At 62.0% G+C, this 22,795-nt stretch carries 23 protein-coding genes; 9 read left to right on the plus strand and 14 right to left on the minus strand.

Features of this window, described 5'->3' with window-relative positions; genetic code table 11:
- Positions 1–5 precede the first annotated feature (5 nt).
- Positions 6–1,100, minus strand: coding sequence for a VanZ family protein (locus ACOAP0_RS08520; protein ID WP_481874935.1), 1,095 nt, complete (start codon positions 1,098–1,100; stop codon positions 6–8).
- A gap of 12 nt (positions 1,101–1,112) precedes the next feature.
- Positions 1,113–1,541: a CopD family protein gene (locus ACOAP0_RS08525; protein ID WP_498374786.1), complete on the minus strand. Its 429-nt coding sequence runs from the start codon at positions 1,539–1,541 to the stop codon at positions 1,113–1,115.
- 478 nt (positions 1,542–2,019) lie between these two features.
- Here ACOAP0_RS08525 and hemB point away from each other — a divergent pair, with 478 nt between their 5' ends.
- Together hemB and ACOAP0_RS08535 are read left to right on the plus strand one after the other, a co-directional pair.
- Entirely contained in the window at positions 2,020–3,033 is a 1,014-nt protein-coding gene (hemB, locus tag ACOAP0_RS08530; RefSeq protein ID WP_498374787.1) for a porphobilinogen synthase, read from the plus strand.
- 73 nt (positions 3,034–3,106) lie between these two features.
- Positions 3,107–4,225 (plus strand): magnesium transporter CorA family protein, encoded by a 1,119-nt coding sequence (locus ACOAP0_RS08535; RefSeq protein WP_087495500.1) that lies wholly within the window; start codon positions 3,107–3,109, stop codon positions 4,223–4,225.
- Positions 4,226–4,256: 31 nt separating this feature from the next.
- Here ACOAP0_RS08535 and ACOAP0_RS08540 read toward each other — a convergent pair whose 3' ends face one another.
- Together ACOAP0_RS08540 and ACOAP0_RS08545 are read right to left on the minus strand one after the other, a co-directional pair.
- Positions 4,257–4,940, minus strand: a complete 684-nt coding sequence (locus ACOAP0_RS08540; protein ID WP_498374788.1) for a dienelactone hydrolase family protein — start codon at positions 4,938–4,940, stop codon at positions 4,257–4,259.
- Positions 4,941–4,968: 28 nt separating this feature from the next.
- A complete protein-coding gene (locus ACOAP0_RS08545; protein WP_498374789.1) occupies positions 4,969–5,988 on the minus strand; it encodes a Bug family tripartite tricarboxylate transporter substrate binding protein in 1,020 nt (339 codons plus the stop codon).
- A 92-nt stretch (positions 5,989–6,080) separates the two neighbouring features.
- On the opposite strand from ACOAP0_RS08545, the gene ACOAP0_RS08550 reads away from it, so the two are divergent.
- A complete protein-coding gene (locus ACOAP0_RS08550) occupies positions 6,081–6,827 on the plus strand; it encodes an SDR family oxidoreductase (RefSeq protein WP_498374790.1) in 747 nt (248 codons plus the stop codon).
- Positions 6,828–6,840: 13 nt separating this feature from the next.
- Here ACOAP0_RS08550 and ACOAP0_RS08555 read toward each other — a convergent pair whose 3' ends face one another.
- Positions 6,841–7,746 carry an amidohydrolase family protein gene (locus ACOAP0_RS08555; protein WP_498374791.1) on the minus strand — a complete coding sequence of 302 codons (906 nt, stop codon included), beginning with the start codon at positions 7,744–7,746 and terminating at the stop codon, positions 6,841–6,843.
- A gap of 119 nt (positions 7,747–7,865) precedes the next feature.
- Between ACOAP0_RS08555 and ACOAP0_RS08560 the strand changes: the two genes are divergently transcribed.
- Positions 7,866–8,501 carry a MarC family protein gene (locus ACOAP0_RS08560; protein ID WP_087495505.1) on the plus strand — a complete coding sequence of 212 codons (636 nt, stop codon included), beginning with the start codon at positions 7,866–7,868 and terminating at the stop codon, positions 8,499–8,501.
- Between the two features lie 17 nt (positions 8,502–8,518).
- On the opposite strand, the gene ACOAP0_RS08565 is transcribed toward ACOAP0_RS08560, so the two are convergent.
- The 5 genes from ACOAP0_RS08565 to ACOAP0_RS08585 are packed head-to-tail and all read right to left on the minus strand — an operon-like array spanning position 8,519 to position 12,884.
- Positions 8,519–9,169, minus strand: a complete 651-nt coding sequence (locus ACOAP0_RS08565; RefSeq protein ID WP_498374792.1) for an LON peptidase substrate-binding domain-containing protein — start codon at positions 9,167–9,169, stop codon at positions 8,519–8,521.
- 15 nt (positions 9,170–9,184) lie between these two features.
- Complete coding sequence (locus ACOAP0_RS08570) at positions 9,185–9,850, minus strand: ABC-type transport auxiliary lipoprotein family protein (protein WP_498374793.1); 666 nt, start codon at positions 9,848–9,850, stop codon at positions 9,185–9,187.
- A gap of 56 nt (positions 9,851–9,906) precedes the next feature.
- A complete protein-coding gene (locus ACOAP0_RS08575) occupies positions 9,907–10,914 on the minus strand; it encodes an MlaD family protein (protein ID WP_498374794.1) in 1,008 nt (335 codons plus the stop codon).
- Between the two features lie 12 nt (positions 10,915–10,926).
- Complete coding sequence (locus ACOAP0_RS08580) at positions 10,927–11,724, minus strand: ABC transporter ATP-binding protein (protein ID WP_498374795.1); 798 nt, start codon at positions 11,722–11,724, stop codon at positions 10,927–10,929.
- Complete coding sequence (locus ACOAP0_RS08585; RefSeq protein ID WP_498374796.1) at positions 11,721–12,884, minus strand: MlaE family ABC transporter permease; 1,164 nt, start codon at positions 12,882–12,884, stop codon at positions 11,721–11,723. The genes ACOAP0_RS08580 and ACOAP0_RS08585 overlap by 4 nt, the downstream gene beginning before the upstream one ends.
- A 62-nt stretch (positions 12,885–12,946) precedes the next feature.
- Between ACOAP0_RS08585 and ACOAP0_RS08590 the strand changes: the two genes are divergently transcribed.
- From ACOAP0_RS08590 to ACOAP0_RS08605, 4 genes are all read left to right on the plus strand, one after another.
- Positions 12,947–13,732: an enoyl-CoA hydratase/isomerase family protein gene (locus ACOAP0_RS08590; RefSeq protein ID WP_498374797.1), complete on the plus strand. Its 786-nt coding sequence runs from the start codon at positions 12,947–12,949 to the stop codon at positions 13,730–13,732.
- 5 nt (positions 13,733–13,737) lie between these two features.
- Positions 13,738–15,003 (plus strand): putative Na+/H+ antiporter, encoded by a 1,266-nt coding sequence (locus tag ACOAP0_RS08595; RefSeq protein ID WP_498374798.1) that lies wholly within the window; start codon positions 13,738–13,740, stop codon positions 15,001–15,003.
- Complete coding sequence (locus ACOAP0_RS08600) at positions 15,000–16,739, plus strand: GMC family oxidoreductase (protein ID WP_498374799.1); 1,740 nt, start codon at positions 15,000–15,002, stop codon at positions 16,737–16,739. The genes ACOAP0_RS08595 and ACOAP0_RS08600 overlap by 4 nt, the downstream gene beginning before the upstream one ends.
- A gap of 291 nt (positions 16,740–17,030) precedes the next feature.
- Positions 17,031–17,795, plus strand: a complete 765-nt coding sequence (locus ACOAP0_RS08605; protein WP_498374800.1) for a sulfite exporter TauE/SafE family protein — start codon at positions 17,031–17,033, stop codon at positions 17,793–17,795.
- Between the two features lie 6 nt (positions 17,796–17,801).
- Here ACOAP0_RS08605 and mrdA read toward each other — a convergent pair whose 3' ends face one another.
- Genes mrdA through ACOAP0_RS08625 form a run of 4 tightly spaced genes read right to left on the minus strand, consistent with a single transcriptional unit; the run spans position 17,802 to position 22,287 of the window.
- The gene (mrdA, locus tag ACOAP0_RS08610) at positions 17,802–19,748 is read right to left on the minus strand and encodes a penicillin-binding protein 2 (protein ID WP_087495514.1); all 1,947 of its coding nucleotides are present in this window, start codon (positions 19,746–19,748) and stop codon (positions 17,802–17,804) included.
- A gap of 12 nt (positions 19,749–19,760) precedes the next feature.
- The gene (gene mreD / locus ACOAP0_RS08615) at positions 19,761–20,291 is read right to left on the minus strand and encodes a rod shape-determining protein MreD (RefSeq protein WP_087495515.1); all 531 of its coding nucleotides are present in this window, start codon (positions 20,289–20,291) and stop codon (positions 19,761–19,763) included.
- On the minus strand, positions 20,288–21,211 hold the full coding sequence (gene mreC / locus ACOAP0_RS08620) for a rod shape-determining protein MreC (RefSeq protein ID WP_481874919.1): 924 nt from the start codon (positions 21,209–21,211) through the stop codon (positions 20,288–20,290). The genes mreD and mreC overlap by 4 nt, the downstream gene beginning before the upstream one ends.
- A 32-nt stretch (positions 21,212–21,243) precedes the next feature.
- Positions 21,244–22,287 (minus strand): rod shape-determining protein, encoded by a 1,044-nt coding sequence (locus ACOAP0_RS08625; RefSeq protein ID WP_498391379.1) that lies wholly within the window; start codon positions 22,285–22,287, stop codon positions 21,244–21,246.
- 201 nt (positions 22,288–22,488) lie between these two features.
- Between ACOAP0_RS08625 and gatC the strand changes: the two genes are divergently transcribed.
- On the plus strand, positions 22,489–22,788 hold the full coding sequence (gene gatC, locus ACOAP0_RS08630) for an Asp-tRNA(Asn)/Glu-tRNA(Gln) amidotransferase subunit GatC (protein WP_498374801.1): 300 nt from the start codon (positions 22,489–22,491) through the stop codon (positions 22,786–22,788).
- Positions 22,789–22,795: the final 7 nt, after the last annotated feature.

Raw genomic sequence — 22,795 nt, forward strand, 5'->3', positions numbered from 1 at the left:
GGATTCTAGTTTTTCGCATCCCGGCGGCCAATTTGTCCGAGCAGATAAACCGATGCCACATAGGGCCACAACCAGCCGACCCACTGCGCCAAGCCATTGAAGCGGATGAAGCGCCCCTGCTCCCACAGCAGCAAAGTCTGCGCAAAATACGGACTCTCCGGCGCCTGGTTCAACAAACTCAAATACACCCCGAGAGAGAGCAAAGCCAATGCGGCACTGGCCCGCCAGGAGGCAAAGACAAACAGCAGCGCCAGCGAAGCCCCGGTGAACAAGCCGATTTGGGCTGGCACATCCAACCACGCCCAGGCATGCAGCGGCCCCCAACTGAGCGCGGCGGACAAGGCTGAAACCAGGATGGCAGACCCGGTGGTCACCCCCACCACCACCATGCGCCGCCACACCGGACGAACTACACAAAAGCCCAAGAGGCAGGGAATCAACAAACCCAAGGCCACGCACAACAACTCTGTGCCGGGCGCAAGCGGCAACAACTCGGTATCACGCACCGGCAGCCACGCCTCAAAACTCGAATCCTCCACGTAGGACTGCAGCAGCGCCTCCAGCCGGGTCACCACTTGACCCAGCCCCAAGGGCACCGATGCGGGAAAGAGTAAGCCCACCGGCCAGGTCGACAAGAGCACGATGCCACCACGGGAATGCGGCACAAACCACCGGCTGCGCAACTGGTTCCAGCGATCAATTGCACCTGCCTTTTGCAGCACAAATGCCGCTATCGCACCCACCCAAGCCCCCGCAGCATTCAACAAAAAGTCCTCCCGGGAGGGCACCCGCGACGGCAAGTAACTCTGGAGCCCTTCCATGCACAGGGAGAGCAGCATCACGCCAACAGGCGCCCACCAAACGGAAGAGCGCCGCCACCCCGAACGCAAGGCACCTAGCGCGACCAGGCCGCCCAATGGCACGTATCCGGCCACGTTGACTGCGACGTCAAACCCTGTCCAGTAGCGGGGCGTTGGCGCCAGCAAAAACTCCCAACTGGCGATTCCCTGATCGCGCCATTCCACAAATGGAAACAGGCTCGCGTAAACCACCAGCGCTGCGTACAGCGCAGCCAAAGGCCATGCGGTGGACTTGTGCATGGCAAAGCGTCGTCAGAAAGGCTTCACCACCACAAGGATGACGATGGCCGTGAGCAAGAGCACCGGAATCTCATTGAACCAGCGATAAAACACATGGCTGTGCTGGCTGATACCGGCTTCCAACTTGCGCAGCATCAAGGAGCACCCATGGTGATAACCGATGACCAGCAAGACCAGCGTGAGCTTGGCGTGCATCCACCCGCTGCCGGGTCCCATACCAATGCCGTAGCCCACCCAGAGGTACAGACCCAAACCCAAGGCTGGCACGGCCAGCAAGGTGGTGAAGCGCAGCAGCTTGCGCGCCATCAACAGCAAGCGCGCCCGCTCGGCATCAGAGCCTGCGGGCACCATCGCCAGATTCACAAAAATGCGAGGGAGATAGAACAAGCCGGCGAACCAGCTGGCGATAAATACGATGTGGAGGGTTTTGATCCAGAGCATGAGCAAGTGTAGCCCGCACGCTCCACCGCTGCGCGGGTCGCTGCCCCCCAAGGGGGCTCATTTGCCTTGGGGCCGCCCGGCGGCAAATGGTGCAGTCGCAGGCACTGGCGTGCGCAACATTCCTAGGGCGGGCTGAGCGTTTTGCGCAGGTCAAGGAGGAGGCCGAAGGCCGGGGGACACGGAGCAAAACGCTCAGCCCGCCCGATCTCCTCCAAGCAAAAAGGAGAAAGGGGAAAGTACAGGCAAAAAAACCCCAGCACACGGCTGGGGTGGTAAGCCTTTTTTGCTGTCACACATCAAGGCCCCGCTCAGGGAGGAAAAGCGGGGGATAGCAAGCTACCCGGAGCGGAATTTAGCAATGTTGCCGGCGTGTGACAAGCGTTTTTTGGCAATACCCTTCCTATTCGCTGAGGTATTCAGCAAATTGACTAAACGGTCAGACCACTGGGCCGCACGGCTTTCGGGCACAATTTTGGGCATGACCCCTTACGCACCTTTCCCCGCCGGACGCCCGCGCCGCCTGCGCCGCGACACCTTCACACGCAACCTGGTGCGTGAAAACGCCCTGACCGCCCATGACCTGATCTACCCGGTCTTTGTGGTGGACGGACAAGCACAGCGCGTGCCAATTGCATCCATGCCCGGCGTGGAGCGGCTCAGCCTGGATTTGCTGCTGCCGGTGGCCGAGCAGTGCGTGAAGCTGGAAATCCCGGTCATGGCCTTATTTCCGGTGGTCGACCAGTCCCTCAAAACCTACGACGGCGCCGAAGCCCTGAACCCTGACGGTCTGGTACCTCGTGTGGTGCGCGCCTTGAAAAAAGAATTCCCCGAGCTTGGGGTGATGACCGACGTGGCGCTGGACCCGTTTACCACGCACGGCCAGGACGGCATCCCCGACACCCGCCCCGAAGAAAACGGCTACATCCTGAACGAGGAAACCACCGCCCAATTGGTGCAGCAGGCGCTGACCCAGGCCCGTGCCGGCGTGGACATTGTGGCGCCCAGTGACATGATGGACGGACGCATAGGCGCCATCCGCAACGCCCTGGAAGGCGAAAGGCTGGTGCACACCCGCATCATGGCCTACAGCGCCAAGTACGCATCGGCCTTCTACGGCCCCTTCCGTGACGCAGTCGGCTCCGCCGGCAACTTGGGCAAGGGCAACAAAAAGGTCTACCAGATGGACCCTGCCAATACCGACGAAGCACTGCGCGAAGTGGCGATGGACATTGCCGAAGGCGCTGACATGGTGATGGTCAAACCCGGCATGCCTTACTTGGACGTGGTGCGCCGCGTGAAAGACGAGTTCAAGGTGCCTACCTTTGCCTACCAGGTGAGCGGCGAATACGCCATGCTCAAAGCCGCCGCCCAGAATGGTTGGCTGGACCATGACGCGGTGATGATGGAGAGCCTGCTGGCCTTCAAACGCGCTGGGGCAGACGGCATCCTGACCTACTTCGCCCTTGACGCAGCTCGTGCCCTGAAAGCCTGACGCTATCAAATCAGGAGCTGCCCGCGCACATTCCACGAGCGGTAGCAGCACTTTTTTATCTACAAGGCACGCCATGCGCATCTTTCACATCGAGCCGGGGCACATCCGCGAAAGCGCCGACCTGGAAGCCCTGTCCGCACAAGGTCTGGAGCAGCAGGGCTATGTGTGGATCGCCTGTGGACGCCCGGAGTTTGAGGCAGAGCAGATGCGCGTGCAGGCCGCGTTGCAAGCCCTGTGCGGCGTGCAGTTGGTGGATCTGCACATCTCCGACCTGATCAACAAGCAGCTGCCCTCGCACTACGACTACACCTCGCAGTACGACGTGCTGGTGTTCCGCCGCCTGGCGGCGAGTTCCACGGCAAAACCAGGTGCAGCGCCGGTTACCGGTGCACCCGCCGGTCGCCTGAGCGGGCCACCTATTCTGCGGCGCATAGATACCAGCCCCGTGGGTTTTGCCGTGTTTGACCGCGTGTTGCTCACGGTGCACCCCGACGACTGCACGGTGCGCGACACCTACGCCGACAAGCTGCTGCAAACCGCCAGCGCTGAATCCCGTGCCGCGGGTGCACGCTTGCCCACCAGCCCTGCAGACCTGATGCTGCGCATCGTGAACTCCATGGTGGACGGCTACCTCGCCCTGCGGCGCGAACTGACCCAACAGCTGGACCACTGGCAGAGTGAGTTGCTCAGTCCGCGTGCACGCTTCACCAACTGGAGCGCCTTGCTGGAAGCGCGAATGGCACTGCATCAACTGGACGACGTGTGCGAGGAGCAGCGCTCCAGCATTCAGGACTGGATTGAGGCCATCAAAACCTGGCCGGAACCGGAAAGCCCCCTGGAAGCCCGAGAGCGCGAACTGCTGCAAGTGCGCAGCCGGGATGTACTGGAACACATCGAGCGCGTGGTGCACCACGTGCGCCGGCTGGAGCAGAGCGTGGAAACCGCGGTGCAAATGCACTTCAGCGTGCAAGGCAGCCGCACCAACGACATCATGCGCACCTTGACGGTGCTCACCGCCATTTTTTTGCCGTTGAACCTGATGGCCGGCATTTTCGGGATGAACTTCGACTTCATCCCGTTGCTGCACCAGCAAAGCGGCTTCTGGTGGACCTTGGGCGCCATGGGCCTGACAGCGGCCGGGCTGGCGCTCGTCTTCTGGCGCAAACGCTACCTCGCCCGTACCACCCGTTAACGCGAGTGGGTTCTGCCCTGCCCTTTTCCGCTCAGCCTACGTGCTGTTGCAAAAATGCCAGCGTCCGCTGGCGGGCCAAGGCCGCAGCCTCAGCGTTGTAGGCTGCTCGGTGGTCGCAGTTAAAGCCGTGATGGGCCGGATAGATCTGCACCTCCACACCGGGCTGGGCCTTGGCAAACGCATGCACCGTGTCAATGGGAATGGCGTGGTCCTGCTCGCCAAAGTGCGCCAACACCGGGCAAGCGGGCACGCGAGCTGCCTCGACCGGCGTAGTCATGCCGCCACCGTAGTAAGGCACCGCAGCAGCCAAGCCCTTCACCTGCTCGGCCGCACGCCAGCTGAGCCAACCGCCCCAGCAGTAACCCATCACCGCCACTTTGCCGACACGGGCTGCGTAGTCCACTGCGGCCTGCACGTCCTGCATCACGCCGGGAGACGGCAAAGCCTCCACCTGCGCTTTCAAGGCTGCGCCGGCGGCAATGTCGTCTTTGGTGTAGCCCAGCTCCACACCTGCCTGCACGCGCTGAAAGGTAGCAGGCGCCACCACCAGATATCCGTCCGCCGCGAAGCCATCCACCACCGCGCGGATATGGGCATTCACCCCGAAGATTTCCTGCAACACCACGAGCCCGCCCTTGGGCGCCCCCACCGGAGTGGCAAGGTAAGCGGGAATGGAAGTGCCGTCGGCGGCGGTGAGGGTGATGGTGCTGCCCATGGGGGTGTCCTGAATACGAGAAATCAATTTACTGGGCCTGAAAACCGCTGGCCTTGATCATCTTGGCCCAGACATCGGTATACGCCTGTTCGCGCTTGGCGAGCTGCTGCTGATTCATAAAGCCTACGGTCAGGCCCATCGAGGTGAGGTGCTGTTTGACATCTGGCTGTGCAATGACCTTGGCCAAGGCATCCGACAACTTGTCCAGTGTGGCCTTTGGAGTGCCGGCCGGCGCAAACAGGCCGTAGTACGGCATGTCTTCCAGACCGGCCAAGCCCAGCTCGCTGAAAGTGGGCACATCCGGAAGGATGGCCTGGCGGCTACCGCCCAGCACGGCCACGATGCGGATCTTGCCGGCCTTGTGGTTCTCGATGAAGTCCGGCACGGAACCCACACCCGCGGCGATCTGGTTGCCCAGCATGTCGGCCATCATGGGGGCGCTGCCACGGTAGGGGGCCGCCACCAGGTCCAGCTTGTATTTCTCGCCCAGCACCCTCACCAGGAATTCCGGTGTCGAGGCCGGTGCAGGCACGCCCAGCGTGCCTTTGCCGCCTTGGGTGCGCACCCAGGCCATGTATTCGGCGGTGGTCTTGGCAGGCGTACCCCCGGAGACAGCCAGCGCATTCACAAAAGTAGCGAACCCGGCTACGGGCACAAAGTCCTTGGCAGGCTCAAACCCGGGGTTTTTGACCACCTGCGGCAGGATGGAGATGGTGTGGTCGTGGCTCAGGAAAAGGGTGTTGCCGTCCGGTGCTGCGGCCTTGAGCGCCTGGGCGGCAATCTGGCCGCCGGCTCCGGCTTTGTTCTCCACCACCACGGCCACGCCCAGCTGGTCTTTGAGTTTGTCGGCCAGGGTGCGGGCAATCGCGTCGGTACCGCCGCCTGCCGGAAAACCCACCAGGATGCGCACCGGCCCGGTTTGGGCATGGGCCGCGCCGGCACACGTAAGCGCCATCAATGCAGCCGCTGCAGCGCTCGAAGAAGTGCGAACGCTGTGGGAAAAGGCGCTGCGCGCGCCTGCCATTGCCTGAGTCAACCAAGTTGTCATAAAGCTCTCCGAATTCATGGGGGGATGCCGCTCGGTGCGGCCGCAACGTGCAAGCGTAAGCCAAAACCGGGCCACGCCGGTACCATGGGCGCATGCAACCCATTGTTCTCATTACCGGCGGTTCCCGTGGCATTGGCGCGGCAACCGCCCTGGCTGCCGCAGAGGCCGGCTACGCCGTCGCTGTGAATTACGCGAGCAACTCCCTCGCTGCCGATGAGGTGGTCAGGCACATCCGCCAACAAGGCGGCAATGCCATGACCGTGCAGGCGGATGTGGCTGATGAAGCCCAAGTACTGGCCATGTTTGCCAAAGTGGACGCCAAGCTTGGCCGCATCAGCGCGCTGGTGAACAGTGCAGGCGTGGTGGACCAGGCCTGCCGGGTCGCCGACATGACACTACCGCGCCTGCGCCGCATGCTGGACACGAACGTGCTGGGCAGCATGCTGTGCGCCCGCGAGGCGGTGCGCCGCATGAGCACCCGCTACGGCGGAGAAGGTGGCAGCATCGTCAATCTCTCCAGCGTTGCGGCTACGCTGGGCTCGCCCGGGCAGTATGTGGACTACGCCGCCAGCAAGGGGGCGATTGACAGCTTCACCGTGGGCTTGGCGCGTGAAGTGGCGGGTGAAGGGGTGCGGGTGAATGCGGTACGCCCTGGCATTATCGACACCGACATCCACGCTTCCGGCGGGCAGCCGGACCGCGCCCAGCGCTTGGCGCCGCAGGTGCCCATGCAGCGCCCCGGCCGTGCCGAAGAGGTGGCAGCCAGCATCCTCTGGCTGATGAGCCCGCAGGCCAGCTACACCACCGGCGCGCTGATCGACGTGGCAGGCGGGCGCTAAAGCCTGCGTCGCCTCAAGGCCGCGGGGCGGGCTCCGCCGGCAGGCCGAACAAGCCCGCCGCATTGCCCCAGGCCACTTGGCGCGCCACCGCCGGGGGCAAGTCCCCCAACCAGCTGCGGTACTCCTGCATCACGGCCTCGTAGTACTGCCAGCGCTGGTTGACCCAGGTGTCTGAACCGATCACAAAGCGGCCCGGAAAGTCCAGCAACAGAGACCGCCACTCGGGGCACAGCACCGGAGCTCCCCCGGCAGAGCAGGTCAGCCCCGGCCGGTAAGACAGCTCGCCCATCAAGCCCCGGTACTGGCGCAACAGCGCACGCACCCGCTCTACCGGCACTCCACCTATGCCGGTGTGGGCCCAAATAAGCCGGCTGCGGGCACCGGCCGAAGGCGTGGCACGCAGCAAGCCGTCAATGGCGACATCGTCCACATGCGCCAGCACCACCAGCCCCTCGCGCTCGGCGCGGGCCATGAGCTGCACCGCCACCGGGCCGGCAGCATTGGCGCTGTCGTACAAATGGAATTCACCCAGCCCCCGGTAGGGCCCGGCTGCGGTGCCACGGCGGAGCTCGGTATCCACCATGGTGGCAATGGTCGGGTCGCGGAACCAGTTGTCGTAATCCGCCCGGTCGCGGTACAGGCGCACCAGGGGCACCACCGTGACGCCAGCAGCGCGAGTCTGGGCGCCGGCATCTGCCAGCGTGCGGGTGCCGTCATTCGGGCGGGAGTTGGCCAGCACGGCACGCACGCCACTGCGTTGCATGCGGCCCAGCACGTCGTCCACAGGGTGCGCCTGCTGGGCCTCCACGTTGTAGTGCAAGTGCGCATCAAAAATGGGCCCGGCATAGTCTGCCGCGTAAGCAGCTGACGCAGCCCACCAGCCTGCGACTGCCAGCCATGTCCCAACCCGCTGTGTCATGGTGTTTGCTCCAGTGAGAGTTTCAAGCTGCTTTGTAGCGGTTTTTACGGAGGCGCGCACTGCCAAGGTGCATTACCATGCGCGCTCTGCCGCACCGGCAGCCTCAACCGGACCCTGCTATGGATCTCAAACCTCTGGTGACCTTGCTGGCCATCGTGAACCCTTTGGCCATCGTGCCGTTTTTCATCCACTACACCCAGGGCTTTTCCGGCGCGCAGCGGCGCAACACCATCTGGGTATCGTCCTTCAGTGCTTTTGTGGTGATTGCGGTCAGCGCCCTGCTGGGTCTGCAGATTCTGGAATTCTTCGGCATCTCGCTGGCCAGCTTCCAGGTGGGCGGCGGCATGCTGCTGCTGACCAGTGCGCTCAACATGCTGAACGCCCAACCCGCCGAAGCCAAGACCAGCACCCATGAATTGCAGGACGGCGCGGAGAAAGCCGCCATGGGCGCCAGCATTGCCGTGGTGCCCCTGACCATTCCATTGCTGACCGGCCCGGCCACCATGTCCACCGTGGTGATTTATGCCGACAAGGCAAAAACCTTTTTCCAGCTCAGCACCCTGGTGGGCTATGGCGTGGTGGTCGCCCTGGCCACCGCCTTGTGCTTTTCACTGGCGCAGCCGATAGCGCGCGTGCTGGGCAAAACCGGCATCAATGTGATGACCCGCTTGATGGGCCTGATCCTCGCAGCCCTCGCGGTGGAAGTGATGAGCGACGGCCTGACCAAACTGTTCCCGGTGCTGAGCGGGCACTAAACCCGTCCGGCCCACACTCAGGCGCCGGCGATGCCGTTGCGGCTCAGGAAGTCGCCCACCAGCTCCAGACGCAACAGCGGATTGTCCAGTTGCATCAGCCCCTGGCGCAGTGGTGGCGGGAGCTGCAGCAGCTCACACCAGCGGTTGGCCACCCAGGCGCAGTCATCAAACCGGTAGGGCGGCTGCACCGGTAGTTGGGCGGCATCCGTGCGCTGCTGCAGGTTGTCCAGCAAAGACTCCAGCGCCTGCGCAACGACTTTCAAGTCTTCGGGGACCGGCATCACTTTGTCCGGTTGCAAGCCTTGCACATCGGCAACCCACAATCCGTGTTTGAGCCGCTCGCGGCGGGTGATGCGAAAGCGCTCTCCGGCCGTGCAACGCACCAGCATGAGCCCTGCCTGCGGGGCCGAAAACTCGGTCACGGTGGCCAGGGTGCCTATGTCGACAAAGTCCTCTTGGGCAAACCCCTCGCCAGCCGGCGCTGCCCGGCGCACTTCTTCACCCTGAAGCAATGAGACCACACCGAAAGGCGCACCGGTTTTGTGACAGCGGCCGATCAGGTCAAGGTAGCGGACTTCAAAAATCTGCAGCTGCAGGCTCCCGCCCGGAAACAGCACCGTGTTCAGCGGAAACAGCGGCAGGGACTGCAGCGTCAGCAACTCGGGCATACAGTGGCCCGGTGCTCAGAGTTTGGCCGGCAAAGCGGCCTGGGTTTGCTGCACCCACTGGTCCAGCTGCTCTACGGCCAGGGCCGCTGCTGCGGCCAAGGCACGCACGCCACCCGCTGCATCCGGGCTTACGGACGGGCTCTTCACCAGCACCACACGCTGGGCGACCAGCGCCTCGCCTCCGGGTGCCGACTGGGAGAGCGTTGCGCGCAAGCGCAGCAGGCCGCTGCTGGCTTGGGGGGAGTCAAAAATCTGGCTGAACTCTTCGAGCTCCAAGCGCAGAACCAAGGCGCCCGCCGGGGACTGGACACCTTCATTGGCATTCAACACGGCGCGCTGCGCGCTCAAGGCGGCACGAAGTTGCTGGCGCAGCAATTGGGCCGGCGGCATGCTCCAGCGGGCCTGGGCATACGGCTGCAGCACGTGGGCATCGCTGTAATTCAGCCGGTACAGCACCGAGGTGTTGTCCAGCGACTGCGGCGCTTGCACTTCCGCCAGCACCAGGGGCGGCAGCGGTGCCATGCGGTTGGCGGGCGCCAGCGCTACGGCGCCGGGACCGAAGTCATAGACGAGCGCCGTGCCGGGTCGCGGCGCGGCACACCCCGCAAGCACACCTGCCAACATCAAGCCAAATAAGGCCTTGGCGCGCGTGGAATATGCGCGAGCAGCTCCTGATTTCATAGCAAATCTCAACATTCGTGATTCCATATGCACGGGGGCGCGAGGGTCAATGCAGCTCATGGGGCAGTCGCCGCAGCAGGTGGTGCCACAAAGCCCCGTTCACCGGGGCCCGGCGCCGTGCTGCTGCGACCCCACAGCACACTTTGCGGATTGTCGCCCAGCGTTTCTGCTGCGCGGCCCACCTGGCGCACGGTGCGGCCCGTGTCTTCCACGGTGCGGTTCAGGCGTGGCAGCAATTGGCTCTGCACCTGCCGACTGGTGGTGGCCAGCGCCTCGGTGCTTTGTGCAATTTTGTCCAAGGTGCCGCCCGGCTCATTCAGACGACGGTTGGTCCGCCGGAACTCGTCGGCAGAGTTGCGCACCGCTTCTGCGCTGGTACTCAAACGTTCAGCTGTGGATTGCATGCTTTTCAAAGTGACGTCGGCCTGCTGCACCATACGGGGCAGGTTCACCGCGTCCGGGGCACCCTCGGCACCCAAAACAGCACCGGCACGCTGCGTTAAAGCACTGATATTGGCGGCCGCCTGGCTCAGGTTGCCGATGGCCCCCATAAGCTGCTTCTGGTTGTCGGTGGCCAACAAGCTGTTCATGCGGATGCTGGCTTGCTCCAGTTGGGTGAGCAGGTTTCCACCTTGCTCTGACAGGCGGGACACCATGCTGGGCCGCATGGGGATGCGCGGCACCGCATCGCCTTGCGCCACCAAGGCCGCGCTGCCCTCTTCCTTGTCATCCAACTGGATAAATGCCAGGCCGGTCACGCCCTGGAAGCCCAATGCCGCAAAGGTGCTTTTGGTGATGGGTGCCGTCTCATTGACGGCAATGCGCAGGAGCACATTGCCGCGTTGCACCGGGTCCAGCGCGATCTCGGTCACCCGGCCCACCAGTACGCCTTTGTAGCGGACAGCTGCCTGAGACTGAAGGCCAGTCACCCCTTCGGGGCTGGAGATTTCGAACACGCGTTGCTCGGTGGTGTCGCGGGTCAGCCAGACGGCCAGTGCTGTCATCAAGGCCAACAGCACCAAAACGAATGCGCCGGCAGCAAAAGCGTGGGATTTGTTTTCCATACGTCGTTCTATCTAACCTGCATTGGCAGCGGAATGCAAGAGCACTTGCGCACGGTGACCCCGACCGCCGCGGAAAAAGTCCTGCACAAAGGGGTGGTCAAACGCTACCACCACATCGGGTGCGGCATCCACCACCACATGCTTGTCGGCCACTACCGCGATACGGGTGCTCAACTCAAAGATGGTATCGAGGTCGTGTGTCACCATGACCACGGTCAACCCCAACTCTTGATGCAGGCTTTTCAGCAGCGCGCAAAAGCCATCCGCACTGTCCGGGTCCAGACCTGCAGTGGGTTCGTCCAACAAAATCAAGGGCGGGTCCATGGCCAAGGCGCGGGCCAAAGCCACCCGCTTGATCATGCCTCCAGACAGGTCCGCCGGCATTTTGTGGGCGTGTTTGGCATCCAGCCCCACCATCTGCAGCTTGACCATGGCCACATCGCGCACCAGCGCAGGTGGCAAGGTGCCCAGCTCACGCAGAGGGAAAGCAATGTTTTCCAATACGGTAAAGGCAGAGAACAAAGCCCCATGCTGGAACAACATGCCCACCCGGCTGGACGCACCGGCCCGGCCCAGCTCTGCAGCCGGACGGCCTTGCACGGTGACCGTGCCCCGCGCGGGCGTCTCCAGCCCCAGCATCTGGCGCAGCAACACCGTTTTGCCACCGCCTGAGCCACCCACGATGGACAACATTTCACCGGGGGCTACCGTGAGATCCAGGTCCTGGTGAATGACCGTAGACACGCCCGCCGTCTTGAACACCGACCAGAGCTTTTCAATCCGGACCATGGGCTCCAATGCGTCGCTCATAGGCCCACCGATTTGAAAATCACCGCAAACAGCGCGTCCACCAGAATCACCATGGTGATGGAACTCACCACCGAAGCCGTGGTGCCCTCGCCCAGGCTCTGGGTGTCGGGCTTGACACGCAAACCGTGGTGACAGGCCAGCAGGGAAATCAACACCCCGAACACACAGGACTTGACCAGGGACAGCCAGAGGTTGGAAATTTCCACCGTCTTGGGCAAGGCAGTAAAGAAATAAGCCGGGGTGAGTCCCATGGACAAGTCAGAAGCCAGCATGCCACCCAACAGGGCCGCCATCGTGGTCCAGACCGCCACCAGAGGCATGGCAATGGCCATTGCCAACGTACGGGGCATGACGAGGCGGAAACCCTTGGGTATGCCCATGACGCGCATGGCGTCCAGCTCTTCCGTCACCCGCATGACGCCGATCTGCGCAGTAATGGCGGAACCCGATCGCCCCGCCACCAGAATGGCAGCCAGCACCGGACCCAACTCGCGGATCAGCGACATGCCCAGAATATTGACGATGAAGCTGTCGGCCCCGTATTGGCGCAGCTGCTTGGACATCAGATAGGCCAGCACCACACCGATCAAAAAGCCCACCAGGGCGGTGATGGGCAGGGCGGTAGCACCTATGCGGTACAAGTGCCCCGACACATCGCGCCATGGCCCTTGAAGGGGGTGTCGCAGCAGCTGCAGCACATCCAGCATCAACTGCCCGATCAGGCGCACCATGCCACCGAGGTGACTCTCCACGCGGGCCAGCTTGCGCCCGAGCGAAACCAACAGGGCATGCCAGTCCAGACGCTCAACGGGTGGGGTCGGTACCGTGAATTTGGCGACCCGGTCCAACAGCGCCTTTTGCAGCGGCTCGGCCTGGAGCTTGGCCGGCCATTGGCGGCCCCACGCATTCCACAGCACCTGGGCACCGGTGTGATCGATCCGCTGGGCCTCACGCAGGTCCCATGCTACTGCGGGTGCCCCATTACCCGGCACGCCTTGGAGTGCCTTCTCCAGGGGCTGCCAGACGTGCTTCGCAGAGAGCGCATCGGCGGTCCAGCGGCCACGCAGGATCACCCGGGGACCCTCGGGGTCTTGGGCGAGCTGAAGTCCGGGCTGGGTATCCTCCACGAGGCTGCAATAGAGAGTGGCTAAGGTGCGCATGGTACCTGCTCACCATGGCAGTCAGGAAACCACGCAAAATACCGGCAGGAGACCGACAGAACATGCAAGAACAAGACCCCATTTCCGACGAGCTGGCCATTGAGCAACGCGCAGGCGTGTTGTGGCTCACCATCCAGCGCGAAGAGCGCCGCAACGCCATGAGCCATGGCGTCATTGCCGGAATGGCACAGGCCATACGCGCAGCCCAGCAGCAGCGGGATATTCGGGCCATCGTCATTACCGGCGCAGGACCCAAGGCCTTTTGCTCGGGGGCCGATTTGCAAGCCTCCAAAGTATTCACGGGGAACTTCTCTGAACCCCACGCCCACTTGGCGCAGCTCCTGCGCGCAGCGCGGGCCAGCCACATTCCCCTGATTGCACGGGTCAACGGCTTTTGCCTGGCCGGTGGCATGGGCCTGCTGTCCATGTGTGACATGGCGGTGGCGTCCACGCATGCGACCTTCGGGTTACCGGAGGTGAAGGTCGGGGTATTTCCCGCGCAGGTGCTGACCGTGCTGCAGCACCTGATTCCACGCCGGGTATTGACCGAGATGTGCATTACCGGTGAGCCCATCACCAGCGCACAAGCCCTGACATATGGGCTGGTCAACCATGTGGCGGATGATGTGGACGAGAAGCTGCAATGGCTGCTGGACCGCTTGCTGGACAAGTCGCCGGCCGCCATCCGCCGCGGGCTTTACACCATGAAGTCCGTAGAGACCATGGCGTTTGAAGAGTCCATGGCCTTTACGGAAAGCCAGATTGCGCTTTTCACGCTGACCGAAGACGCTCAGGAGGGCCAGAAAGCCTTTCAGGAAAAGCGCAAACCCGTTTGGACGGGTCAATGATCACCATGACTGACGCCCCTTCCCTGTTGAATATCGTCGGTGCCGTGCTCTTTGGCATAGCGCTGGTGCACACCTTCTGTGCCAAATTTTTTGAATCGCTCGCGCACCGCCATCCCGCCCATGCAGGTCTTTTGCATTTGCTGGGGGAAGTCGAAGTGGTGTTCGGCTTCTGGGCGTTCGTGCTGGTGGCAGCCATGGCCTTAATAGCGGGAAGCAAAGAAGCCATTGATTACGCCGAGTCGCGCCAGTACACCGAGCCGCTGTTTGTATGCGTGGTCATGGTGGTGGCCGCATCCCGGCCGGTGTTGGAAGCGGTGCGCTCCCTGTTGGCCGGCATCAGCTATTTAGTACCTTTGCCTGCGCCGCTGGTACTGGCATGGCTGGGCTTGGCAGTGGTGCCGCTGCTAGGCTCGCTGATTACTGAGCCCGCAGCCATGACCCTGGCAGCCCTGATGCTGGCACCCCAGATCTTCCGGCCGGACATGCCGGAGCGCCTCAAGTACGCCGCTTTGGGCGTGTTGTTTGTGAACATTTCCATTGGAGGCACATTGACCTCCTACGCCGCGCCACCCGTGCTGATGGTGGCATCCACCTGGAACTGGGACACGGCTTTCATGGCCAGCCAGTTCGGCTGGAAAGCGGCATTGGCTGTGTTGATCAACGCCAGTGCGATGGCCTGGGTTTTGCGCAAGCACTTGCCAGCTGCCATTGCCGCAAATGCGGCAGCCGCCCAAGAAGCAGTACCTTGGCTGGTCAGTCTGGTGCATCTGGCATTTCTGGCTGGCGTCGTCGTGCTGGCCCACCACCCTGTGCTGTTCCTGGGCCTGTTCCTGTTCTTCCTTGGTTACACCCAGGCCTATGCCCGTTTCCAGAGTCCGCTGATCCTCAAAGAGGGCCTGCTGGTCGGCTTCTTTCTTGCCGGTCTCGTCGTTCTCGGCGGCATGCAGCAGTGGTGGCTGCAGCCCATCGTGTCCAGCCTTGCACCCACCGAACTTTTCTTCGGCGCTCTGGTACTGACTGCGGTCACCGACAATGCCGCGCTCACCTACCTGGGCTCGCTGATTCAAGGTATTTCACCGGCTGCGCAGTACATGCTGGTGGCCGGTGCCGTGGCGGGTGGCGGCCTCACCGTCATCGCGAATGCGCCCAACCCGGCCGGCGTGGCCTTGCTGCGTCAAGGCTTTGAAGACCAATCGATAGGCGCGGGCGGCTTGCTACTCGGTGCCTTGCTCCCCACCGCAGTGGCTGCGGCCTGCTTCCTGATGCTATGAACAACGACACCACTTTCGACTACATCATCATCGGCGCAGGTACTGCAGGCTGCCTGCTCGCGAACCGGTTGAGCGCCAATGCATCCAAGCGCGTGCTTCTGATCGAGGCAGGGCGCAAAGATGATTACCACTGGATTCACATCCCGGTGGGCTACCTCTACTGCATCGGCAACCCGCGCACTGACTGGCTGTTCCAGACTGCTGCCGAAGCCGGACTCAACGGGCGCAGCCTGCGCTACCCGCGCGGCAAAACGCTGGGCGGCTGCAGCAGTATCAACGGCATGATTTACATGCGCGGCCAGGCCCGCGACTACGACCGTTGGGCCCAGCTCACCGGCGACGCCAGCTGGACCTGGGACAACAGCTTGCCTTACTTCAAGCTCCATGAAGACCACTACAAGGGCGCCAACGCACTGCATGGTGCCAAGGGAACGGCCTCCCCGCTGATCCAGCACAACAGCACCGATTACGGCAAGGTGCTTCGCCACCACCAGGCGGGCGGCGAATGGCGGGTGGAAAAACAGCGCCTGCGCTGGGACGTCCTCGACGCATTTGCACAAGCCGCCACAGAGGCCGGTGTACCTGCCACCGACGACTTCAACCGCGGCAGCAATGAAGGCGTGGGCTACTTCGAGGTGAACCAGCGCGCAGGCTGGCGCTGGAATACCGCCAAGGCTTTTTTGCGCCCCATGTGCTACGCCCGGCCCAACTTCGAGCTGTGGACCAGTGCCCAGGTCGCCAAGCTGGTTGTGGAGCCCCACAGCGGTAGCGGAACTATGGATGCGCCCCTGCGCTGCACGGGCGTGCAGGTCTGGAGCGGCAGCGAAATGGTGACCGCTACTGCCCGCAACGAGGTCTTGCTGTGTGCTGGCGCCGTAGGCTCACCGCAGATCCTGCAACTCTCAGGCATCGGCCCGGGGACACTCCTGCAAGAGCATGGCATTCCGGTCGTACAGGACACACCCGGCGTTGGTGCGAATTTGCAGGATCACCTGCAGATTCGCGCCGTCTTCAAGGTCAAAAACACCACGACCCTTAACACCCAGGCCAACAGCCTGTGGGGCAAAGCCAGGATCGGGTTGGAATATGCACTCAAGCGCAGCGGCCCCATGAGCATGGCGCCCAGCCAGCTCGGCGCCTTTACCCGCAGCAGCCCGGACCAGGCCTACCCCAACATCCAGTACCACGTACAACCCTTGAGCCTGGAAGCGTTCGGCGAGCCCCTGCACAGCTTCAACGCGTTTACCGCGAGCGTGTGCAACCTGAACCCCACCAGCCGTGGGGCAGTCAGCATCCAGTCCAACGACTTCCGGAGTGCCCCGAAAATTGCGCCGAACTACCTGAGCACCGACGAAGACCGCAAGGTGGCCGCAGACTCTCTGCGCATCACGCGTCGCATCGTCGCGCAACCCGCCCTGCAGAAGTTCCAACCCGAAGAATACAAACCGGGTGTGCAGTTCCAGACGGATGCTGAGCTGGCCCAACTGGCGGGGGATATTGCCACCACTATCTTCCACCCGGTGGGCACTACCAAGATGGGAAGGGTCGAAGGCCCGGACCACGACCCCATGGCCGTGGTGGACAGCCGCCTCAAAGTGCGGGGCGTGGCCGGCTTGCGAGTGGTCGATGCGGGTGTGATGCCCCTCATTACCAGCGGCAACACCAATTCACCCACTTTGATGATTGCGGAGAAGGCCGCGCAATGGATTGCCGAGGATGCCGAGCTGCGCCAATGAAGGGTTTGTCCTGATGCCGGACCGCAGGAAGGGCGGATACAGTTCGTGCCAACGCTGAACCGAACAGCAACTGCGAGGCCCACAAGGCCGGACTTGAAACGACGCCGAGGAGACGGCTAAGAACACAACCAATAACTCTGCACATAACGATGCAGCTTTACAAAAGCACCGGCACCCCCGGTGCTTTTTTATTTTCAGAGACAAATGCTTGGCTAGCGCCCACCAGATATGCGTGACCAGCTCCTGAATTCATAGCAGAAAGCTCCGACAGGCGGATGCGACAATCCTTGCATGGAATTGCTCATCGCCTCGCTCGCCTCCGGACTTGCCGGATTTATTGATTCGATTGTGGGCGGGGGTGGTTTGATCCTGACGCCTGCCTTGTTTGCCTTGTTTCCCACAGCCCATCCGGCGACCCTGTTTGGTACCAACAAGGGGGCCGCGGTAGCGGGCACGGCTTTTGCCGCCGTGCGCTACAACCGTCAGGTGAGTCTGCCCTGGCGCGCCTTGTTGCCCGCAACGCTGGTGTGCTTTGCAGCAGCACTTTCGGGTGCGTGGCTGGTGACCCAGATCTCGCCCCAGTACCTGCGCAAGGCGCTGCCCTTCATTCTTGTCCTGGTACTGGGTTACACCTTGGCGAAAAAAGAACTGGGCCGCCACCACCTGCCACAGTTCAGCGGCCGCAAGGAAGTGTTCATGGCATGTGCCATTGGGGGTGGCATCGGCTTTTACGACGGATTTTTCGGCCCCGGCACCGGCAGCTTTTTTGTGTTTCTGTTGGTCCGTGTGCTGGGTTATGACTTCTTGCATGCCTCCGCCGGCGCCAAACTGCTCAACACCGCCTCCAACTCAGCGGCACTTGTGCTGTTTACCTTGACCGGGCACGTGTGGTGGCACTACGTGGTCGTTATGGCCGTGGCCAATGTCATCGGCAGCCTGGCAGGTACCCACTTGGCACTGAAGCACGGTACGGGGTTTGTACGCTCGGTGTTCATCGCCGTCGTCTCCGCGCTGATTCTCAAGACCGCTTACGACGCGTTTTTACGAGGCATGTAAGGCGCGTTAGCGCGGAGGTGGCCACGGTAGCTCGGCGGCTACGCGGGGCTTGCCGATGGGCGCGGTGGCTTTGCCCTGACTCACCGCCGCCAAGTCTTCTTCGCTGGGGTACTGGCCGAGCAGCCAATAGTCGAAAGTGCGTCGGGCAATCGGGGCAGCAGCAGCAGCGCCAAAGCCTGCGTTTTCGACGATCACCGCGAGGGCGATTTTGGGATCCTCAGCAGGCGCAAAGGCCACGTACAAGGAGTGATCGCGCTGGTGCTCTTCCATGGTGGAAGCGTTGTATTTCTGGTTTTTGGCCAGACTCACCGCCTGCGCCGTACCGGTTTTGCCCCCGCTCACATAACCTGCACCCGCGAACACACGCGTACCGGTACCACCCTGGGTCACACCAACCATGGCATCTTTGACCACCTTGAGGTTTTCCGGCTTGAAGGCGAGGTCAATGGGAGGCTCTGGCGCCACGGGTGTGCGCACCCGGGTCGTGGCGTCCTGCGTCGCAGTGACGAGTTGAGGTTTGTGCTTGACGCCGTTGTTTGCCAGGGTAGACACCGCCTGGGCAATCTGCAGCATGGTGAAGCTGTTGTAGCCCTGACCGATACCCAATGAAATCGTCTCGCCGGCGTACCACTTTTGCTGCTCGGGGCGCTTGTAGTATTTGCGCTTCCAGGCTTGGCTGGGTAACACACCGCGCACTTCCCCATTGATGTCAATGCCGGTGATCTGGCCGAAACCCAGAGGCGCCATGAAGTCGTGCATGGTGTCTACGCCCAACTCATTGGCCAGCGAGTAGAAATAAACGTTGCTCGACTCCACAATGGCACGACGCATGTCCATGATGCCGCCGCGTTCGTTTTCCGGGCTGCCGAAGCGGTTGCCACCGAACATGTAGAAGCCCGGGTCGTTGATCAGTGTCTGTGGTGTGCGGGTGCCGGTTTCCAGAGCAGCCATGGCCATGAATGGCTTGTAAGTCGAACCCGGCGGATACGTGCCGCGCAAGGCGCGATTGAGCAAAGGCTTGTCGATGGACTCATTGAGCATCTGCCAGTTTTCCTGGTCAATGCCTTCCACGAACAGGTTGGAATCGAATGTGGGCTTGCTCACAAAGGCCAGCACTTCCCCAGTCTTGGGGTCCAAGGCCACCAAGGCGCCGCGACGGGTGCCGAACATGTCCTCGATCAACTTCTGCAACTTGATGTCGATGGACAGCACCACCACGTTGCCGGGAGTGGAAGGGTTGCTGGCCAGCTTGCGTACTGCGCGGCCACCTGCAGAGGTTTCAATGCGCTCCACCCCAGTGATGCCATGAAGCACCGACTCAAAGCTTTGCTCTACCCCCAGCTTGCCGATGTATTCGGTGCCGCGGTAGTTAGCTTGATCTTCACTGTCGTCAATCTTCTCTTTTTCAGCACGGTTGATGCGGCCGATATAGCCGATCACGTGGCTGGCGAGATCCCCGTAAGGGTAGTTGCGGAACAGTCGGGCCTTGATCTCCACGCCGGGAAAACGGAATCGCTGCGCAGCAAAGCGCGCTACTTCCGTGTCTGTCAATCGGGTACGGATCGGCAGGGATTCAAAGCTCTTGGACTCTTCCATCAGCTTTTTGAACCGCCGGCGATCGCGGGGCGTGATATCCACCACCTTGGAAAGCTCGTCCAAGGTTTCTTCCACGCCGCCGCTTTTGGAGGGGGTGATTTCTAGTGTGTATGCAGAATAATTGGTGGCCAGCACGATGCCGTTACGGTCCACGATCAGGCCCCGGTTAGGCACGATGGGAACAATGGAGGTACGGTTGCTTTCCGCTTGGGCGCGCAAGTCATCGTGCCGGAAGATCTGCAGATACACCAAGCGGGCAAACAACAAAAAGAAGCACACCAGCACCAGCACGCTGACCACGAACACCCGGGTCCGGAAGCGCGCCAGATCCGCCTGGACATTGCGTAACTCGGTCATGCAGCCTGCGCCTTACAAAGGGCGGTTTTCATCGGGGTCCGGAGCACGACGCTGAGGCGCCAACAGCACCACACTGGCCACAGGCCACAGGGCGGCCTCCAACACCGGCGCCAACAGCAATGACCAGCCGGGGAAGGCTCCACCGCCGGACATGCGCAACAGCAACTCCAATGCGTGCGCAGCCACAAACAAAGGCAATACCTGCGCAGCTTGGGAAGGCACGGTAAACCACAACAAACGGCGATGCACCGTGATCGCCAAAAAGCTGAGCACGGTGTAGGACATGGCGTGTTGACCGAGCAATGCGCCCTGGTGCACATCCATCAGCAAACCGAAAAAAAACGCTGCAACGATGCCGATACGCAAGGGTTGGTGGACCGTCCAGAACACCAACACGAGGGCGAGCATGTCCGGCGTCCACGCAGCGCGCCCCCACAAGCCCATGTTCAACAACATGTTCAGCAAGAGCGCAGCCAGCAAACTGCTCCAGATGAACAGGGGCCTGGCCGGCAGCAACAATTGTTGGCCCGGACGCATGATCATGGTCGCGCCCCCCGTGATTTGGCAGCAGGCACCGGCGCTTCTGGCGCGGGACGCGCTGGCACTTTGTCTCCCAGAGGGTCCAACACGATCACGTGTTCGGCGCCCGATACCAGACCGAGCGGGACGCAGTAAATGCGGGCGAACACGGCATCCACTTTGCGCTCCACTTTCTCCACACGGGCTACCGGCAAGCCCGGGGGGTACACACCGTCCACACCACTGGTCGTCAACAGGTCGCCTACGGCAACGTCTGCATTGGCCGCCATGTAGCGCAGCTCCAAAGCATCGGCATGGGTCGATGTGTCGCCAAAGGCGACGCCCCGCGCGCCCGTGCGCACGTTCAGCACGGGAATGGCATGGTCGCGGTCGGTGATCAGGGTCACTTCGCTCACGAGGGGATACACATTGGTGATTTGTCCGATCACGCCGGCTTCGTCCAGCACCGGAGAACCCACCACCATCCGGTGCATCAAGCCCTTGTCAATGATCACTTTGCGGGTGTAAGGGTCTGCAGCTTCGTAGATCACCTGTGCAGCACGGAAGTCGGTGGTCAAGCGTTGCGACAGATCCAGCAACTTGCGCAAGCGTTGGTTCTCCAACTCCAGCTGCTCAACCTGGTTGGCCCGCTGCGACTGGACGCTGAGTTTGCGGCGGGCTTCTTCCTGGGCCGTCTCTGCGGTGGCGAGCGTGGAAAAATAATTGCCCATGCGCCCCGCCAACTCCACGGGTTGTAACGCCAGCCACTGCACCGGATACAGCACGGCGGCCAATGCAACACGCAAAGGTTGCATGACCTTGAAGCGCGCGTCGGCCACCATCAAAAGCAGTGCCAAGGCACTACAGACGGCCAGCTTGGACAGGGCCGAAGGGCCCTGACGGAAGAAGGGGGGAGGATCTCTGTCCAGCGTACCGAGTGGCATCGCTGCGTCCGGCGTTCAGTAACTCGAAGCGTTTATTCGCTGGTGAAAATGGAGCCCAAACGTTCCATCTGCTCCAGTGCGATACCGCAACCTCGCACCACGCAGGTCAGCGGGTCTTCAGCGACCAACACCGGCAAACCGGTTTCTTCGGCCAGCAAACGGTCCAGGTCGCGCAACAAGGCGCCACCGCCGGTCAACATCATGCCGCGGTCGGCAATGTCGGCACCCAATTCAGGCGGGGTTTGTTCCAAGGCGTTCTTGACGGCGGACACGATGTTGTTCAACGGGTCCGTCAGTGCTTCCAGGATTTCGTTGGAGGAGATGGTGAAGCTGCGTGGCACACCTTCAGACAGGTTGCGACCGCGGACTTCCATTTCCTTGACTTCAGAGCCGGGGAATGCAGAACCGATTTGTTTCTTGATGGCCTCTGCAGTGGGCTCACCGATCAACATGCCGTAGTTACGGCGGATGTAGTTGATGATGGCTTCGTCAAACTTGTCGCCGCCAACACGGACCGAGCCCTTGTAGACCATGCCGCCCAGGGAGATCACGCCCACTTCGGTCGTACCACCACCGATGTCTACCGCCATGGAGCCACTGGCTTCAGCCACTGGCAAACCGGCACCGATGGCTGCTGCCATGGGTTCTTCAATCAGGTACACGTCGCTGGCGCCTGCGCCGAGCGCGGATTCACGGATAGCTCGACGTTCCACTTGGGTGGAGCCGCAAGGCACGCAAATGATGATACGGGGGCTGGGCTTGAACACGCCGCGGGGGTGCACCATCTTGATGAACTGCTTGAGCATCTGCTCAGTCACCGTAAAGTCGGCAATCACGCCGTCTTTCATCGGGCGGATCGCCTCGATGTTGCCGGGCACTTTGCCCAACATGGCCTTGGCTTCGCGGCCTACGGCCTGGATGGTTTTCTTGCCTTGGGGGCCACCTTCGTGGCGGATGGCGACTACGGAGGGTTCGTCAAGAACGATGCCCTTGTCACGCACAAAAATCAGGGTGTTGGCGGTACCGAGGTCAATCGCCAGGTCAGTAGAAAAATACTGACGGAAAGCTCCAAACATTACATATCCTCTCAGGCACACAGCACGCTTCGGCGCTGCATCACCGGTTTTAACAATTTGAAATCGTAAGCTTGACGTCAAAGTCCGGGGTTTTCCGGTCTCTCGGCCAAAGGCAGGATAATAACCCATCGCCTGTGAATAACTCTCAGGGGAAACCGTGGTTTCACACGAATTACCCTTGGTTTCAACTCTTCTACACCCATGTCACTGACATCTTCCGACATCGCCCGCATTGCCAACTTGGCGCGCCTTGAATTGCAGCCCGATGAAAGTGAGCGCATGCTCACACAATTGAATGGTTTTTTTGGGATTGTCGAGACCATGCGGGCTGTGGACACCACGGGTGTTCAACCCTTGGCACACCCGGTAGCCGCCATCCAGGACATCACCTTGCGCCTGCGGGACGACGCCGTCTCCGAGCCCGACAACCGTGAAGCCAACCAGCGCAGTGCCCCCGCCGTCGAGCGCGGCCTGTTCCTGGTCCCCAAGGTCATTGAGTAAAGCCACG

The sequence above is a fragment of the Curvibacter sp. Hmag1.1 genome (assembly GCF_059769165.1).